This is a genomic window from Corallococcus sp. CA047B (genome assembly GCF_003612065.1).
Classification (GTDB): Bacteria; Myxococcota; Myxococcia; order Myxococcales; family Myxococcaceae; genus Corallococcus; species Corallococcus praedator.
Genome location: NZ_RAWD01000046.1, coordinates 1 through 17128, shown reverse-complemented (window position 1 = coordinate 17128; position 17128 = coordinate 1). Strand labels below are relative to the sequence as shown.

Genomic DNA, 17128 nt, shown 5'->3' with positions numbered 1-17128 from the left:
CCTCAGTAGAAGAGCTGGAGCTGGGCGGTGCCGGTGATGCCCGTGGTCGCATGGGCGATGTCCCCCACGCGCGACACGGCCACCTCCGTCTTCAGGTTGAAGGTGTGCTTCTGGAACCAGAGGTTGAGGCCGGGGCGCAGCGTGAGCAGGTCCTGCGCGGCCACGCGCCCGTTGAAGTACTCGCCGGAGAGGATGGGCTGCACGATTCCGAAGCGGTAGCCCAGCTCCACGAAGAAGCCCGTGCCGCTGCGCGGGTTGTCGAAGCCCTGCTGCCAGGAGAAGACGTTGCTCTGGAAGACGAACTCCTGGTCCGCGCCCACCGGCACGTCCAGGAACACGTCCGCCGCGAGCGCCACGGCGTCATGTACGCCGGACGCGGTGGCGATGGCGGAGTACTGGTAGTCGCCGCCCACGCCGAACGACAGCATCGGCTCCTCGGTGAAGTAGATGCCTCGGAGGAACTGGTCGTACTCGTGGCCCAGCACGTTGTAGCGCGCGTGGCCCACGACGCGCGGCAGGTCGTCCGGGTTGACCACCTGCCCGTTCTCCAGCTTTGCGCCCTCCACGCCGTTGAGGATGGCGGCGCGATACGTCCAGGGCCCGGCGAAGCCGCGCACCTGCACGCCCATGTCGCGCCACACCTTGCCCACGCCCAGCGGGTAGCGGATGATGTCGGAGTGGTAGTCCACCGTCTGGAGCGCGATGGCGCCCTGGAGCGCCTGGTGCGACAGCGGGGCGAGGATGAAGCCCGCCTCCACCCACATCTTGTCGGCGACCTCGTAAGCGATGGTCGCGTCCTGGATGTAGAAGGCCGGGTTCCAGTCGCCGTTCTTGCCCAGGTTCGGCTGGTCGGTGTCGATGAAGAACGACAGCCGCTTGGTGATGGAGCCGAAGACGAGCAGGCGCACGCGGCGCAGGAAGAAGTCCGTGCTCACGCCCCCCGTGGGCGCCCCGTTCTTCACGAGCTGCATCTGCGGGTGCAGCAGCACGTCGACGTTGAGCACCGCGTCGTCGCCGAGCTGGATCTTCCCGGCCGCCGCGGGGAGCGCGGTCAGCAGGGCCGTCAGCACCATCCAGCGCGACAGGAGGCTTGGGGCAGGGCGCATAGGCCCTGTCGCATGAGCAATGCCTGTTCCACGCCCGCGTCCGTGTCCGGCAGCACCTCCGAAGTGTCGAGGCCCGCGGCTTCCAGGAGGATCTTCCGGCCCGTGGCGGGCAGGCTGAGGCCCGTCGTGGGGTGCCCGTTGGTGAGGAGCACCACCGCCGCGGCGTGTCCGGGCAGGAAGCCCACCCACGCCACGAAGCCGCCGTTGCCGCCGGCCTTGCTCACCACCTTCGCGCCGCCGGGCGCGTCGGTGATGTACCAGCCCAGGCCAATGGACTGACGGGCGGAGATCTCGAAGTGGGGCGTGTGCGCGAGCTGCATCGCGCGGTAGGTGAGCAGCGGCATGGAGGGGACGCGGAAGAGGTTGCCCTCCAGGAAGCGCAGCATGTCCGACGCGGTGGAGTTGAAGCCCACGCCCCGGTAGCCGAGGCGCTTGCCCTGGGTCGTGTAGCCCTGCGCGATGCGTTCGGGCCGGATGCCGGTGAGGTCCACGCGCGTGTCGCGCATCGCGAGCGGCTCCTGGATGTCCGTGGCGAACAGCTCCGGGTAGCTGCGCCGCGCGGCGAAGGTGGTGGTGAAGCCCTGCGTCACCTCGCTCACGTTGGAGTAGCTGTAGTGCGCGCCCACGCGTGTCTCCGGGTTGAAGCGCGTCCAGAAGTCGAACATCGCCGGGGGCGGCACCTCCCCCCGGTACAGCGCGCCCGCGGGGTGGCCGGGCACGTTGGCGGACGGCATGCCCGCCGTCATGGTGCCCAGCGCCTGGGGCGTCACCTGCCGGATGACGGTGCCCTGCTGGCGGACCTCCCCCGGCAGGAAGCGGGTGATCTGATCCGTCAGCGCCAGCTTCCCCTCCACGATGCGCGCGGCGGCGAGCGTGTTGGTGAAGACCTTCTGCACGGAGCCGATGAGGAACAGCGTGTCCTCGGACACCGGTTGGTTGGCTTCACGGTCCGACAGGCCCGCGACGTAGTGGGCGCGCACGTCTCCGACGGCCACCGCCGCCGACACGCCAATCTCCGTCTGCGTGCCCAGGTAGTCCTTCATGGCCGCCGCGACGAGCTGCTTCAGCCGCGCGGGGTCCTGCGCTTCGGTCGGCATGGAATGGCTCCGGCGCCTACGACTCGTAGAGGGAGACGTCGCAGCCATTGCTGGTCATCTGGATCTTCATGTCCTCGGAGGAGCCGTTGAGGAAGAAGTAGACGGTGGTGCCATCGTCGGAGGCATCCAGGGTGCAGTAGAAGTTCTGCTTGCACGTCCAGATCTTCCCGTTGTCATCCTGGAACTGGACCCACCAGTAGTCGTGACCGATGGCGCCGGTCCAGTAGGTGGCCGGGAATGAAGAGCTGGTGGCGTTCTGCGCGAGCGAGGGCCAGTTCCCCTGCTGCTGATAGCTGGGGTCGTTGTTGTAGCGGTGGCGCAGCGTCACGCCGCTGATGGCCGAACCCCACTGGTTGACGACGACGCAGTTGGCGGTGCGCTCCGTGGACAGGGGGGCGCCACCCTTCGCGGCGGTGCGGGCCGTGTCGGGACGCAGGCGGGTGTCGAAGCCGGACCGGGGCTGACCATTCGAGTCGAGGCGGGCGGAATTGCACATGGTGGGCTGCTCCTGATGCACCGGGGGTTGGATTCGTCCGGTGGATGCCAGGAGCCATGAGCAAGCGATGTGCCGCGCGTCGCTTCCCTCTGGGAGCCCGTGAGGGGCGCCGCCGTCGACGCGGTTCGACGCGTTTCGACGCGTCGAAACCTGTCGGCATCGACGCGTCGGACGTCAGGCGCGGGTGCGGGGGATGCCCAGCCGCTGCCGCTTCTCCCAGAGCGTCTTGCGGCTGATGCCCAGCCTGCGCGCCAGCTCCGTCTCGCCCATGCGGTCCTGGTGCTCCAGCACGAAGCGGCGGAAGTACTCCTCCATCGAATCCGGCGAGCGTGGATCCTCTCCGGCGACGAGCGGCGGGAAGTCCAGCTCCTCCATCGCGGCCGGAGGCACGTCCGTCGCCGCCGCGCCGGGCAGCTCCAGCGCCAGCAGGTCCGGGGTGAGCAGCGGCCCGTCCGCGAGGATGACCGCGCGCTCCAGGGCGTTCTCCAGCTCGCGCACGTTGCCCGGCCACGGGTGCACGGCGATGGCGGCCAGGGCCTCCGGGGACAGCGATGCGGGAGGGCGGCCCAGTCGCCGGGTGGCCTTCTCCAGCAGGTGCTTCGCGAGCGCGGGCAGGTCCTCGCCGCGCTCGCGCAGGGGCGGCAGGCGGATCTCCACCACGCGCAGGCGGAAGTAGAGGTCCTGGCGGAACAGGCCTTCCTGCACGCGGCGGGGCAGGTCGCGGTGCGTGGCGGCGAGGATGCGCACGTCCACCTTGCGCGAGCGCGTGGCGCCCACCCGCCGCACCTCGCCGTCCTGGAGCATGCGCAACAGGCGCGCCTGCGCGGGCGCGGGCAGCTCTCCAATCTCATCCAGGAAGAGCGTCCCGCCGTGCGCCGCCTCCACGAGGCCCGCGTGCGCGGCCTGCGCTCCGGTGAAGGCGCCCTTCTCATGGCCGAACAGCTCGCTCTCCAGCAGGCCCTCCGGGATGGCGGCGCAGTTGACCGCCACCATGGGGCCCTCCGCGCGCGGGCTCTGCGCGTGGACGGCGCGGGCCACCAATTCCTTGCCGGTGCCGGACTCGCCCAGCACCAGCACGGTGGCGGCGGAGGAGGCCACCTTGCGCACGCGCTCGAACACGTCGCGCATCGCGGGGGACGTGCCCACCATGCCGCCGGGGGCCCAGGTCTGCTCCACCTCGCGCTTGAGGGCCGCGTTCTGCCGGGTGAGCCGTCCCTCGCGCAGCACGCGCTCCACCTGGAGCAGCAGCTCGTCGTGGTCGAAGGGCTTCGCGATGTAGTCCACCGCGCCCAGCTTCATCGCGTCCACGGCGGACTTCACCGTGGCATAGCTGGTCATGATGAGCACCGGCACGCCCGGACACAGCCCGATGATGTCCGTGCCCGGAGGCCCGGGCAGGCGCAAATCGGAGATGACCAGGTCGAAGGCGTCCAGCGCGTGCTCGGCGGCGGCCTCCGGCACGGCGCCGGCTTCCGCCACGTCGTGGCCCGCGCGGGTGAGCAGCCGCCGCAGCTCCGTGCGGATGATGGGTTCGTCCTCGATGACCAGGATGCGGCTCACGCGGAAGCCTCCGGGAGTTTCAGGGACGCGCGGGGCAGGTTCACGGTGACGCGGGTGCCGCCCTCGGCGCGGCCTTCGATGCGCAGCGTGCCGCCGTGCTCGCGCACGATGCCCTCCGCCAGCATCAGGCCCAGGCCGGTGCCTTCGCCGGGCTGCTTGGTGGTGAAGAAGGGCTCGAAGATGCGCTGCGACAGCTCCGGGGCGATGCCGTGGCCCCGATCCTCCACCTGGATGCGCACCACGTCTCCCTCGGCTTCCGCCAGCAGGTCCACCCGCGAGCCCGTGGGCGACGCGTCGATGGCGTTGGTCAAGAGGTTCACCAGCACCTGCTCCAGCCGCTGCGCGTCGCCCCGCACGTCCAGCCCGTCCGGGCTCTGGTGCGTGCACGCCACGTCGCGTCCCTTGCGCGACAGCCTCGCCAGCTGCGTGGCCTCCGCGAGCAGCGGGCCCACCGGCACGCGCGTGAAGGGCCGGGACTCGCCGCCCACCGTGCCCGCGTGGCCAAAGCCCACGAGCGTGCGGACGATGGCGTCAATGCGCCGGCACTGCTGGAGGATGAGCCCCACGCGGTCGCGCACCGCCTCCGGGTCCTCCAGGTCGTACTTGAGGTTCTGCGTGAGGCTGGCGATGGCGGTGAGCGGGTTGCCAATCTCATGCGCCACGCCCGCGGCCACCCGGCCCAGCGACGCCAGCCGGTCCTGGTGCGCGAGCCGCGCGTCCACCGCCTTGCGCTCCGTCCAGTCCTCCACCAGCAGCGTCAGGCCCTGCGAGTCTCCCGCGCTGTCCCCGCCAGAGGGAGCCAGCCGCGAGCAGTGCACGCGCAGGATGCGCGTCTGGCCCGCCACCGGGACGCGCGCCTCGGTGTCGCTGGCCTGCGAGGCGGCCACGTCCGAAAGCAGGGTGCCCCAGGGCTCCGGCAGGTGCGCCAGCGGGTGGCCGCGCGCCGCGTCCATGGACACGCGCGACACCGCCTCCAGCGCCGCGTTCCAGATGACGACCTCTCCATCCGGGCCCACCGTGCACACGCCCAGCGGCAGGTCCTCCAGGATTCGGTAGAGGTAGCGGCGCACGACCTCCAATTCGCGCACCGGCCCGCGCATGTCCCGCGCGTCGCGCACCCGCTCCTCCACGAAGCGCAGCTGATCCGCCAGGGCGGTGCGCGCGCCGGGGTCCAGGCGCAGCGCTTCGCCCACCGCGAGCCGGGCCAGCACCGGACCGATGAGGCCGGACAGGTTGCGCTCCACGCCGTCGCGCAGGCGGCGCAATTCCGCGGGCCGGCGCTCGTCCGGGGGCAGCTCCAGGGCCTCGCGCGCGCGGTCCACCTCCGCCGCCGCCACCTGCGCGCCCAGCACCGGCTCCAACTGCCGGCGGAACTCGTCGGGGGAGCTGGCCGCCACGCTGCCCTCGGCGAGCCCCGGCGCCTCGCGCGCGCACACCCGGGCGGCCTCCTTCTCCTCCACCGACTGGCGCGTCATCAGCGACACGGCGACGAAGCACAGCGCGTTGAGCCCCAGCGATGTGAACGTGGCGAAGCCCCACGGCTCCTCCGCGGAGAAGCCCAGCGCGACGGAGGCCTGGTTCGTCCACGCCACCACCGACGGCGGCTCCCACAGGGGCGCGACCAGCGTGGCCGTCCACGTCGCGGCCCCCGCGCCCAGCCCCGCGAGCAGGCCCGCGCGCGTCGCCTTGGGCCACAGCAGCAGGCCCAGCACGCCCGGCGCGAACTGCGCGGTCGCGACGAAGGACACGAGCCCCAGGTCCACGAGCCCCGTCGCCCGCGTGTCGATGAGCCGGTAGAAGCCGTAGCCCGCCAGGATGATGGCGGCGATGAGCACGCGCCGGGCCCAGAGCAGCCACCCGTAGAGGTCGTCCCGGCCGCGCGCGGTGCCCAGGGGCAGCACCAGGTGCGTCAGGCACATGGGCGCGAGCGCGAGCGTGGTGACGATGACCATGGCGCTCGCCGCGGACACGCCGCCCAGGAAGGCGAGCAGCGCCACGGCCGTGGCGCCCTTCGCGGCGGGCACGGAGAGGACGTGGAAGTCCGCGGGCCAGGGCAGGCCCAGCGCCTCTCCGGACCACAGCAGCACCGGCACCGCCGCGTTGATGAGCAGCATCAACAGCGGGAAGGCCCACGCGACGGTGGCCAGGCCGTCGCGCTCGGGGGCCTCGGTGAAGGCCACGTGGTACTGGCGGGGCGTGAGGAAGGCGGCGACGACGGAGAGCACCAGCAGCGGGGCCCAGGACGCGTCGCGCGCGGGGCGCTGCAGCGCCTCCACCGCTTCGGGGTGCACGGTGAGCCAGTCCTGCAGGCCGCCCACGCCGCCGAAGACGGACACCACGCACCAGCCCGCGACGATGACGAGCGCCAGCAGCTTCACGCCGGACTCGAAGGCGATGGCCAGCATCAGCCCCTCGTGACGCTCCCGCGGGGCGGGGTGGCGCGCGCCGAAGAGCAGCGAGAAGACCACGAGCACGCCGCAGAAGCCCGGGCCCACCAGCGCGGGGGCCGCGGCGGGGCTCAGCAGGCGGGCGGACTCCACGACGGCGCGAATCTGGAGGGCCAGGTAGGGCAGGCTGCCGGCCAGCGCGAACAGCGTCACCGCGGTGCCCGTCACCTGCCCGGGGTAGCGGAACGCGAGCAGGTCCGCGAGCGACGTGAGCTGCAATTCGCGCGTCAGCCGCAAGAGGGGCCGCCACAGCACCGGGGCCAGCAGACATGCGAGCGTGAGGCCCAGGTAGATGCCCAGGTAGCGGAAGCCGTGGCGGGCCGCGTAGCCCACGCTGCCGAAGTAGGACCAGGACGTGGCGTACACGCCCAGGGCCAGCGCGTACACCAGCGGGTGCTGGGTGATGCGCGCCGGGATGCGGCCCCGCTCCGCCGCGTAGGCCACGAGGAACAGCACGCCCAGGTAGGCCACGGAGGCGACGACGAGCGGGCCCAGCCCCAGCGTCATGGGCGCAGGCTCCGGTGCGCCACCCAGCCGCCCAGGGCGATGACGCCCAGCCACACGACGAAGGGAAGGTAGGCGGGCGCGCCTTCCGCCAGCCACAGTCGCCGCAGCGGGGAGCCGAACAGCAGCACCGCGACGGCGAACACCAGCAGCGACGGCATGGCGGGAGGTTCCGCGGGAGGCCGCGACATGCGCGTGAGGATATCAGCCCCGTCGGACGCGAGGGGGGCCGTGATAAGCCGGCGGCCCATGGCTCCCCCGGAAGTCCCCCCCTTCTCCGAGCTGTCCCAGTTCACCCTCGACCGCGAATCCCTGCGGCTGCTGCCGGAGTCCTTCTGCCGCCGCCTGGGCGTCGCGGTGATGGGGAAGGTGGACGCCGCGCGGGAGCAGGCGCCGGTGACGGTGGCGATGCTGCATCCGGACGACCTGTCCGTGCGCTACCGCATCGCGGACTTCCTGCGGCGTCCCGTGCAGCCGGTGCGGCTGAACCGGTACGAAATCGACACCGCGCTGGAGGTGGGGTTCGGCGCGGGGCCCCACGTCTCGGTGGACGTGGTGCTGCGTCCGGGCACGCCCCTGTCGCAGAAGCCCACGCCGGTGGAGCTGGTGGACCACGTGCTGACGCGGGCGGTGGAGCAGGGCGCGTCCGACGTCCACCTGGAGAGCTACCCGGACGACGTGGACCTGCGCTACCGCGTCGACGGCATCCTGCATCAGGCGTACACGGACATCTCCCCGGACTCACTGCCGGAGGTGGTGGGCCGCATCAAGGTGCTGGCCGGGCTGGACATCTCTGAACGGCGCAGGCCGCAGGACGGCCGGCTGCGCGCGCTCTACAACGGGGCGGCGGGGCCCAAGGCGGTGGACTTCCGCGTGAGCGTGGTGCCGTCGCCGTCCGGTGAGGACGTGGTCATCCGCCTGCTGGATGCCTCGGTGGGCCTGGTGCCGGTGGAGAAGCTGGGCATGACGCCGGAGGTGCAGGCGACGGTGCTGCGGCTGCTGGGCAATCCGGAGGGGCTGGTGCTGGTGACGGGGCCCACGGGCAGCGGGAAGACGACGACGCTGTACGCGGCGCTGGCCCGGCTCAACGACGGGCGCAAGAAGATCATCACCGCGGAGGACCCCATCGAATACCTGGTCCCCAAGGTGAACCAGAAGCAGGTGTCGCCGCAGATGCCGCACCTGACGTTGCTGCGCGCGCTGCTGCGCCAGGACCCCAACGTGATGCTGGTGGGGGAGATTCGCGACCTGGAGACGGGCAGCACCGCGCTGATGGCGGCCTCCACCGGGCACGTGGTGCTGGGCACGCTGCACACGGCGGATGCGATTGGCACGGTCAGCCGCCTGCGGGGGCTGAAGCTGGAGGACGGGGACATCGCGGAGGCGCTGCTCGCGGTGCTGGCCCAGCGCCTGGTGCGACGCATCTGTCCGGAGTGCTCCGCGCCCGCGACGCCCACGCCGGAGCAGGTGGCGCTGCTGGGGCCGCTGCTGGACGGCGTGCAGCCTCGGGCGGGGCAGGGCTGCGACGCGTGTCGTCACACCGGCTTCAAGGGCCGGGTGGGATTGTTTGAATTGCTGGTGGTGGACCCCGACCTGCAACTGCTCATCGCCACCGGCGCGCCCGTCGTGCAGCTTCGCCGGCACGCGGTGGCCCGGGGCTTCCGCACGCTGGTGCAGGACGCCCTGGAGAAGGTGGCGCAAGGTGTCACCACGCTGCATGAGCTGACGCGCGTGGTGCCGTACCGCTACCTCGTCACGGAGCGGGAGGAGCGCGGCCGGGCGGGCTGAGGGCGTCAGTCCAGCTTCGTGTCCAGTCCCTGGGGCAGCAGCACGATGAACGCGGAGCCCTGCCCGAGCGTGCTCCGGACCTGGACGATGCCGCCGTGGGCTTCGACGATCTGCTGGGTGATGAAGAGGCCCAGCCCCAGCCCTCCGTAGTTGCGCTCGGACACCGCGCGCACGAAGCGCTCGAAGACGCGGGGCTGGTGCTCCGGCGCGATGCCAATGCCTTCGTCCTGCACGGTGAGCAGGGCCAGCCTGGAGTCCATGCGCACGTGGACGCGGATGGGCTTTCCCGCGCCGTACTTGAGCGCGTTGGTGATGAGGTTGGTCAGCACCTGCTCCATCCGGGCCCGGTCCCAGTTGCCGGGGATGGGGGCGGGCGCCTCCAGCTCCACCGTGCAGCCCGCCTGCTGGGCCTGCGGCGTGTAGCGGGAAATCACCTCCCGTGCGAGCGCGGTCAGGTCCATGGGCGACCGGTCCAACCGCAGCTGGCCCATGCTGATGCGGGAGACGTCCAGCAGGTCCTCGATGAGGTCCGCGAGCTTGCGGACCTGTCGGCGCGCCACATCCAGGTCGCGGGCCAGACGCACCACGGGCAGGGTGGCCTCCGGGTGGTTCTCCACGGCGCGCAGCAGGGACGTCAGCTTCAGTTGCAGCGGCGTCAGCGGCGTCTTCAGCTCATGCGAGGCGACGGACAGGAACTCATCCCGGGCGAGCACGGCGTCCCGCAGCATCTCCACCTCGCGCCGCTCCTGGGTCTGCTTGCGCTGCGTGAAGTCGCGCGTCACCTTGGCGAAGCCCCGCAGTGTCCCTTGTGGGTCATACAGCGCGGTGATGACGACGCTGGCCCAGAAGCGGCTGCCGTCCTTGCGGATCCGCCAGGCCTCTTCCTCGAAGCGCCCCTCCTCCGCCGCCACCCGGAGGGCCCGTTGGGGCTTGTCCCGGGCCACGTCCTCCGGGGGATAGAAGCGGCCGAAGTACTGCCCGAGGACCTCCTCGGCCCGGTAGTTCTTGATGCGCTCGGCCCCCGCGTTCCAGGTGCTGACGCGGCCTTCGGGGTCGAGCATGTAGATGGCGTAGTCCTGGATGTTCTCGACCAGCAGCCGGAAGCGCTCCTCGCTCTGGAGCAGGCGCTCCTGGGCCAGCTTGCGCTCGGTGAAGTCGCGCGTCACCTTGCCGAAGCCCTGCAGGGTCCCCTGGCCGTCGCGCAGCGCGGTGATGATGACGTTGGCCCAGAAGCGGCTGCCGTCCTTGCGCAGCCGCCACCCCTCCTCCTCGAAGCGGCCCTCCCGGGCGACCTGCTCCAGCTCCGCCTGGGGCTTGCCCCGGGCCACGTCCTCCGGGGGATAGAAGCGGCTGAAGTGCTGCCCGAGGATCTCCTCGGCCCGGTAGCCCTTGATGCGCTCGGCCCCCGCGTTCCAACTGGCGACGCGCCCCTCCAGGTCCAGGGTCAGGATGGCGTAGTCCCTGACGTTGTCGATGAGCAGGCGCAGCTGGGCATCCACGTCCGGGTTGCCGTGGCTGCTGACGTAGGTGATGCCCCCGTTGTCCGGGGATTCGGACTGGAGGCGGTCATCCAGGGAGCTTCGCATGCGCTGAAGCGTAATCCCTCGGAGGGGGCTCTCCGCCAGTGTCGCACGGTAGCTTTCTCCTCCGGACACTCCCGCCCGGGAGGTATGCGCCCAGGCGGGCGGCTCCACTGATCAGCAGGCAGGCGGGCGATCAAGGTAGGGGTGCGGCCCGCCCGCCTCCCCGGCGCGCTTGCGATGACTCAGAGGCCGTCCGCGTAGCACCAGCCCGTGGTGCGGTCGTAGCCGCCACCGGCGAGCGGATACCCGATGAAGCCCAGCTCCTCACCGGCGCCGCAGTCCGACCGGGCGCAGGCATAGCGCAGGCAGGTGCCGTGCCCCGTGCCGGCCAGGTCCACGCAGGCGCCGCGCGCGCCCTCGGTGCCGCAGAACTCGGCGAAGCCCAGGCTGCACGTCTCCCCGATGAGCGCCGGGTCGAAGGCGAAGCCGATGGGCTCCAGCACGGACTGCTCGATGCACAGGCCGTAGACGCCGCAGACCGTGCCGCTCGGGCAGCCGGGGACGGCCGCCATCGGGTCACACGTGGCCAGACACTGCCGCGCCTCCGTGAACAGGTCCGTACAGGCGAAGCCCTGCGCGCAGTCCGTCGTCGCCAGCCCGCTGGAGGTCGGCGCCGCCGTATACGCGCACGCCTCGCCTCAATTCGACGTCACGCTTCCATCCATTTTGTTTGAGATGGGAATGGCAGGGATTCTCAGCTTGCGAGTCTCAAGGTCGCGAAAGTGAGACGCGGACCTTCACGCGGGCCTGCGTTCGTAGCTCAAGAAGACGACGCCGCTTGGAAGGCTGCGGGACCCCGTGAGTTGGAGGCGATGGGGCGCGAAGCCCGCGTCGACGAGCTTGATGCCAGAGCCCACGATGACGGGATTGAGCTTGATGACATACGCGTCGATCTCCGGAAGCAGTTCGGCCGCGAGCGCCCCGCCACCGCACAGCCAGATGCCCAACCCGTCCCGGGCCTTCAGCTCCCGCACGGTGGCCAGCGGGGTGCTGGAGAGCTTGACGGTGGGGTCGGGGCTCTGGGTGAGGGTGCGCGAGAACAGGTAATGCTCCAGGTGGGGATAGGCATTGGTGACGCCCGCGTCCAATCCCACCTGGTAGGTGTGTCGGCCCTCCAGGACCGTGTCGAAATGCTTCCCCGGGCCGGAGAGGCCGCGCAATGCGCGGTAGGCGGCCGGGAGCGTCTCCGGATACTCGGCGGCGATCGCGTCCAGGTAGTCCGGCTCCAGGGCGAAGAAGTCGAAGGTGCCGTGGGGCGAGGCGATGAAGCCATCCAGGGTGCTGGCGACGTAGTAGGTGAGCTTTCTCATGCGGATCCTTCCTCCTGTCCGCGTGGCTTACACCACCGCGAGGATGCTCCGAAGCCCCGGTGCGCCAGACGTCCGGTGCGCCTGCTAGAACCGGACATCCGACCCCGTGGCGGGGCCGCAAGCGAGGCAGGTCCATGCGGGTGCTGTGGTTCTTGGGAGGAGCGGTGACGGGGGCCATCCTGACGGTCGTCACCGGCGTCGTGCTCTGGTTGCAGGACACGGGGCCCGTGCGAGCACAGATCCAGGTGCGCGTGGAGAACCACACCGGACAGGACGTCCAGGAGGTCCGCCTCGAGCATGCGGATGGCCAGGTCGTCCAGCGCCTGCTGCTCAAGGGTGAATCCCTGGCCCTGTCCTACGTGCCCCGGGGCGAATCGTCATACAGGCTCGTCGCGGTCCTGGAGGATGGACGGGAGCTGAGGGGCGGCGCCGGCTACATCGAGCGGGGGGCTTCGACGCGGGAGGTGCTGGAGCCGGAGCGGGTGGTCTCCTCCGACCCGTGACGTCTGTCATTGCGCGGCGGCGGCCCACCCTGGCGCGTGCGCAAGAAGGCATGTCAGCGGTGATCCGTATCCTCGCCGCATGTCCATCCTTGAAGGACTGCCCACGGTCTGCATGGGCATGCTGTCCACCAGTGGAGGTTCGTCCATCGCGGCGCTCAGCCTGGGCGCGGCGCTGAGGCAGGAGGGGCTCGCGGTCCGCTACCTGCATTGTGATCCGCTGGGCGCGCGCCCGGAGGGGACGCGGGTGTTGTCTCCGGAGCGGGCGCTGCTGGCCGCGCACAGCCTGGACGTGGACGCGGCCTTCACCAGTCCGCTGGAGGTGTGCGAACAGCTGCTGCGCCTCCATGACACGGCGCCCTTCGGGCTGCTGCACCTGCACAACCTCCAGGTCTTCGGCCTGCCCGCGTACTTCCTGCGGCGGCTGCGGGGCGTGCCGTACGTGGTGACCTTCCACGGCTCGGACGTGCTCAACGATGCGCTGCTCGGGACGCGGCCGGAGGTCACCCGCGAGGTGCTGCGGGACGCGGCGGCGGTGACGTGCGTGTCGCGCTACCTGGCGGACGCGCTGGCGCACCGGCTGCCGGAGCTGCCCCCGGTGGATGTCGTCCACAACTTCCTCCGGCCGGAGCTGCGGCGCCCGTGGACCCCGGGGGCGGAGCTGGCGGATCGGTTCCTCCACGTGTCATCCCTCCGGCCGGTGAAGCGGCCGGAGCTGCTGCTGGCGGCCTTCGCCCGTCTGCACGCGAGCCGGCCCCACGCCACCCTGCGACTGGTCACCACCCACCGGGGGGCCATCCGGGCCCGGGAGCTGCTGGAGTCCCATCCGCTGCGCGACGCAATCACGGTGCTGGTGGGGGAGGACGACACGGAGGTGCTGGCGCGCGAGTACCAGCAGGCCACGGCGCTGGTGCTCACCTCGCGCTTCGAGTCCTTCGGGCTGGTCATGCTGGAGGCCCTCGCGCACGGCCTGCCGGTGGTGGCGCCGGCGGTGGGCGGCATCCCGGAGGTGCTGGGGACGGACTGGCCCCTGCTCGTCCGGGGAGACACGGCGGACCCGGACGCCTACGCGGCGCGGATGGCCCAGGTGGCGGACGGCGCGGTGAAGCCCCTGCTGCGCGAGCGGGCCGAAGGGGTGCTCGCGCGCTTCGATGGTTCGCGGCAGGTGGCGGACTACGTGCGCGTCTACGCGCGGGCCCTGTCGGCGGGGTCGGCATGACGGCGGACGGACGCGCTGGGCCTTGGAGGCCCCTTCACGGACTGGGAGACGGTGCATGCCGGGGCTGACGGGAGTGGTGGGGCCGGAGGCCGGGGCATTGCTGGAGCGGATGGAGGCCCGGCTGTATCCGGTGGAGGGACAGGGCGCCCGGCGCGGCGCGGGGCCGGGGTTCGCATTCGCGCTCCGGGGGACGGGCGGCCTCCGGGAGCGCGCGGGCGTGTGTCTGGCCTTCGAGGGGCATGTGTTGGGCCGGCCATTCGGGGACGAGGCCGTGGCGGACGCGCTGCTCGACGCGTTCCTGGAGCGGGGGGAGCGGTTCCTGGAGGGATGGGACGGTTCGTTCCAGGTGTTCGTGCGCACGCCGGAAGCGACGTACCTCTTCATGGACCCCACCGCGTCGCGCCGGTGGTTCTTCCGGTCCGGGCCCTGGGGGATTGCGTTCTCCCCGGAGGTGGCGCCGCTGCGGACGCTGGCGCCATCCCCGGTGGACGGCGCGAACCTGGCGCAGTTCCTGGTGGGAGGGCGCTTCTTCGCGGGACACACGCTGCTGGCGGAGGTCTTCCAACTGCTCCCCGGCGAGCACCTGGTGCACCGCGACGGCCGGGTCGAGCGGCGGCGCACGGGTTCGGACACCGTGCGCCAGGACTCCGGCCTGTTCGACGTGAAGGCGACGCTGACGCGGCTGGAGACGGCCCTGGAGCGCGCCATCCTCCAGCGGTGGACGCAGGCCCGTGCGCCCGCGCTGCTGTTGACCGGCGGTTGGGATTCGCGGTTCCTCTTCCACACGGTGGCGCGGCATGTGGAGGACACGTCGCGGCTGTGCACCGTGACGTGGGGGCACGACCTGCGGCGGGCGGGGTCGGACGCGCGGGTGGCGTACGACATCGCGAAGCGCTTCGGCACGCGGCACGTGGAGCTGAAGCGGAGCGTGGGGCAGGTCCCGGAAACGTTCGCCGCCATGTTCCAGGCACAGTCCGGCATGACGGAGCTGGCCTTCGGTCACGCGGACGAACTGACGTTGTGCCAGCGGCTGGCGGAGCGGCACGGCGTGGGTTCGCTGTTCCGGGGCGACGAGTGTTTCGGCCCCACGGGTTGGAACGCGACGACGGTGGGAGGGGTGCTAGCGCGGTTGTCATTGCCCTTCACGCAAGACGTCGCGGGGCATGAGCGGTGGCTGGTGGGCGCAGGGGAGGAGGCGTGGGCGGCGCGCGAGGAACAGGTGCGCCAGCGGGTGGCGGCGGCTCCGCAGGGACTGGAGGCACTCCGGGACACGCTCTACTTCCGGGAGCGTGTGCCCGCGTTCCTGCACCACCTCAACTACTTCAAGGCCCACCGGTTGGAGGTGTTCAATCCATTGATGGACCGCGAGGTGCTGGCGCTGTCACGGGCGCTGCCCGCAGCGTGGCGCACCGACAAACGGCTGTTCAAGGATTGCTACCGGCGGCGTTTCGCCAAACACCTGGACATTCCCTTCGCCGAAAGCAGCAATGGCGTGGACTGGGGGCGGATGCTGCGGCGCTCGCCGCGCGTGGTCGCGTTCTTGCGGTCGGGACTGGAGGCCCTGCCTTCGCCGTTGGTCCCCGAGGTCTTCGTGGAGCAGTTGGACGGATTGCTGCGGGGAGCTCCGGCGGGGGCCATGCCCGGCGGCTACCGGGTGGCGCCTGAACAACTGGTCATGCGCGCGTTCGTGCTGGGTCAGTGGTTGCGTGACAGTCCGACCTCGGAGATGGCCAATCGTTCAAAGAACTCACGGGCCCGTGCGGCGCCCGCGTCGGAGGTCAACGCGAAGCATGCGTAGCGCTCCACGTCCGCGGCGTTCATGCGCCGCTGCATGAAGCCCTGGGATTTGTGCTCGGCGATGAGCCAGTTGACGACGAGATGGAAGTCCAGCCGGCCCCCATGGCCAGACGGCCGCGCCCGGTCGAAGTCGAAGGATTGTGTGTCGTTGCGCAGGGCGGTGAGCGGGTGGGGGGCTGCGCCCTCCGAAGCGGATGCGTCGAACGCGAGGATGGGGTAGCCCTCGGGTTGTGGGGCGCCCTTGCGCGTGTGGAGGGAGACGCCGAGCACCGCTGGACGCTCGGAGGGAGCGAGGGCCGCGACCGCCTCCAGCGCCAGCAGCGCGGACAGCCGGTGGTGCGCGTGCGTGCGGGCCGTGGGCATCATCAGGAACAGGAAGTCATAGCGGCCGCGTGTGAGCTGTTCGCGCAACTGACGGCGCACGGCCTCCACGTCCCAGCCCTCCGGCGTGAGGGCGTCCGGTGCCAGCGAATAGCCCGTGTCTGGCTGCTCCAGGAAGATGCAGTCGCGCAGGCCGAGGATGCGCGCCGCGCCCAGCAGCTCTTGTTTGCGGATCGCGGGCAGGTGCGCGCGGCCCACCGCTTCGTCCGTGAGGCGCAGGCGGTAGAGCGATTCGGCGAGCGTGGCGTAGCGGAAGCCTCCCTCGCCGTTCGTCAGCACCACGAGGTCCGCTTCGGCGCCAAGGGCATGCGTCGCCTGGAACACCGCCCCGGCGAACATCGTCTCGTCGTCGGGATGGGCGGTCACCAGCAGCAGGCGCGGAGGAGGGGCGGGGCTCATGGGGACAAGCATGCACGTCGGACCCGACATCTAGAGTCCTGTCTGTCGCGAGTCCCCTCACGGAGGCGTTCCTGGACCGGCTGACCGTGTTGCTCTTCACCGCGTTCCTGGACTCGGTGGCGCTGTTGATGATCGTCCCGCTGCTGCCCTTCCACGCGACCGGGTTGGGTGGTGGAGGTGCCGTGGTGGGCCTGCTCATGGCGACGGTGCCGCTGGTGCAACTCGTGAGTGCACCGGTCTGGGGACGGCTTTCGGACCGCGTGGGGCGCAAGCCTGTGTTGCTCATCGGGATGACGGCCGCCGTGGTGGCGTCGGTGCTGCTGGCGCTCGCGGATTCGCTGCCGGGGTTGTTCCTCTCGCGGGTGGTGCAGGGCGTGGGCGGTGGGACGGTGGGGGTGCTCCAGGCGTATGTCGTGGACGTCACGCGCCCCGAGGCGCGGGCCCAGGCGCTGGGCCGGGTGTCCGCTGCGACGAGTCTGGGAGTGATGCTGGGCCCCGCGTTGGGGGCGCTGGGCGCGAGCCTGGGGCCGGCGATGCCGGGACTCTTCGCCGCGGGGTTGGGGGCCTGCAACGTGTTGCTCGCCGCACGGTTCCTGCCGGAGGCCCCCGGGGTGGTTCGCGCTGCCAGCGAGGGGCGTTCGAGCGGCAAGGGAGACGTGTTGCGGGTGTTGTCGCATCCACGTGAGCCCCTGGCCCGGCTGGTCTGGACGTATGTGCTGGCGATGGGCGCATTCCAGGGGGGCACCGCCGTGCTGTCATTGCTGCTGGCCTCGCGGTTCGGGTTGACGGCGCGGACGGTGGGGTGGGTGTATCTGTTCACGGGGGCCGTGGCGGTGGTAGCGCGGGCACTCCTGTTGGGCCGTGCGGTGGCTCGACTGGGTGAGTTGCGATTGTGGCGGTGGGGCGTTGTATTGCTGGGAATGGGGCTCGTGTTGCTTGCC

At 71.2% G+C, this 17128-nt stretch carries 15 protein-coding genes; 5 read left to right on the top strand and 10 right to left on the bottom strand.

Annotation, left to right across the window (positions count from 1 at the left end):
* Window positions 1–2: 2 nt before the first annotated feature.
* The 6 genes from D7X74_RS10615 to D7X74_RS10590 form a co-directional block, all read right to left on the bottom strand.
* A complete protein-coding gene (locus D7X74_RS10615; protein WP_120532814.1) occupies window positions 3–1106 on the bottom strand; it encodes a hypothetical protein in 1104 nt (367 codons plus the stop codon).
* Window positions 1064–2203, bottom strand: coding sequence for a serine hydrolase (locus D7X74_RS10610; protein WP_158622209.1), 1140 nt, complete (start codon window positions 2201–2203; stop codon window positions 1064–1066). The genes D7X74_RS10615 and D7X74_RS10610 overlap by 43 nt, the downstream gene beginning before the upstream one ends.
* A gap of 16 nt (window positions 2204–2219) precedes the next feature.
* On the bottom strand, window positions 2220–2699 hold the full coding sequence (locus D7X74_RS10605; RefSeq protein WP_147444238.1) for a hypothetical protein: 480 nt from the start codon (window positions 2697–2699) through the stop codon (window positions 2220–2222).
* 174 nt (window positions 2700–2873) lie between these two features.
* Window positions 2874–4259, bottom strand: a complete 1386-nt coding sequence (locus D7X74_RS10600; RefSeq protein WP_120532811.1) for a sigma-54 dependent transcriptional regulator — start codon at window positions 4257–4259, stop codon at window positions 2874–2876.
* A complete protein-coding gene (locus D7X74_RS10595; protein WP_120532810.1) occupies window positions 4256–7213 on the bottom strand; it encodes an ATP-binding protein in 2958 nt (985 codons plus the stop codon). The genes D7X74_RS10600 and D7X74_RS10595 overlap by 4 nt, the downstream gene beginning before the upstream one ends.
* Window positions 7210–7371 carry a hypothetical protein gene (locus D7X74_RS10590; protein WP_199728780.1) on the bottom strand — a complete coding sequence of 54 codons (162 nt, stop codon included), beginning with the start codon at window positions 7369–7371 and terminating at the stop codon, window positions 7210–7212. Before D7X74_RS10590 ends, D7X74_RS10595 begins: the two co-directional genes overlap by 4 nt.
* Window positions 7372–7459: 88 nt before the next feature.
* On the opposite strand from D7X74_RS10590, the gene D7X74_RS10585 reads away from it, so the two are divergent.
* Window positions 7460–8998 carry a GspE/PulE family protein gene (locus D7X74_RS10585; protein ID WP_120532808.1) on the top strand — a complete coding sequence of 513 codons (1539 nt, stop codon included), beginning with the start codon at window positions 7460–7462 and terminating at the stop codon, window positions 8996–8998.
* Window positions 8999–9003: 5 nt separating this feature from the next.
* On the opposite strand, the gene D7X74_RS10580 is transcribed toward D7X74_RS10585, so the two are convergent.
* The 3 genes from D7X74_RS10580 to D7X74_RS10570 form a co-directional block, all read right to left on the bottom strand.
* The gene (locus tag D7X74_RS10580) at window positions 9004–10584 is read right to left on the bottom strand and encodes a PAS domain-containing sensor histidine kinase (protein ID WP_120532807.1); all 1581 of its coding nucleotides are present in this window, start codon (window positions 10582–10584) and stop codon (window positions 9004–9006) included.
* Window positions 10585–10763: 179 nt separating this feature from the next.
* Entirely contained in the window at window positions 10764–11093 is a 330-nt protein-coding gene (locus D7X74_RS10575; RefSeq protein ID WP_233602052.1) for a hypothetical protein, read from the bottom strand.
* 225 nt (window positions 11094–11318) lie between these two features.
* Complete coding sequence (locus D7X74_RS10570) at window positions 11319–11891, bottom strand: dihydrofolate reductase family protein (protein WP_120532806.1); 573 nt, start codon at window positions 11889–11891, stop codon at window positions 11319–11321.
* A gap of 134 nt (window positions 11892–12025) precedes the next feature.
* Here D7X74_RS10570 and D7X74_RS10565 point away from each other — a divergent pair, with 134 nt between their 5' ends.
* The 3 genes from D7X74_RS10565 (at window position 12026) to D7X74_RS10555 (ending at window position 15408) form a co-directional block, all read left to right on the top strand.
* The gene (locus D7X74_RS10565; RefSeq protein WP_120532805.1) at window positions 12026–12394 is read left to right on the top strand and encodes a hypothetical protein; all 369 of its coding nucleotides are present in this window, start codon (window positions 12026–12028) and stop codon (window positions 12392–12394) included.
* A 79-nt stretch (window positions 12395–12473) separates the two neighbouring features.
* Complete coding sequence (locus tag D7X74_RS10560; RefSeq protein WP_120532804.1) at window positions 12474–13610, top strand: glycosyltransferase family 4 protein; 1137 nt, start codon at window positions 12474–12476, stop codon at window positions 13608–13610.
* Window positions 13611–13665: 55 nt separating this feature from the next.
* Window positions 13666–15408: an asparagine synthase-related protein gene (locus D7X74_RS10555; protein ID WP_158622208.1), complete on the top strand. Its 1743-nt coding sequence runs from the start codon at window positions 13666–13668 to the stop codon at window positions 15406–15408.
* Here the strand turns inward: D7X74_RS10555 and D7X74_RS10550 are convergent.
* Complete coding sequence (locus tag D7X74_RS10550; RefSeq protein WP_158622207.1) at window positions 15306–16187, bottom strand: PIG-L family deacetylase; 882 nt, start codon at window positions 16185–16187, stop codon at window positions 15306–15308. The two genes, D7X74_RS10555 and D7X74_RS10550, sit on opposite strands and share 103 nt — an antisense overlap.
* 86 nt (window positions 16188–16273) lie before the next feature.
* Here D7X74_RS10550 and D7X74_RS10545 point away from each other — a divergent pair.
* A partial coding sequence (locus tag D7X74_RS10545; protein ID WP_147446533.1) for an MFS transporter occupies window positions 16274–17128 on the top strand: 855 nt, incomplete at its 3' end.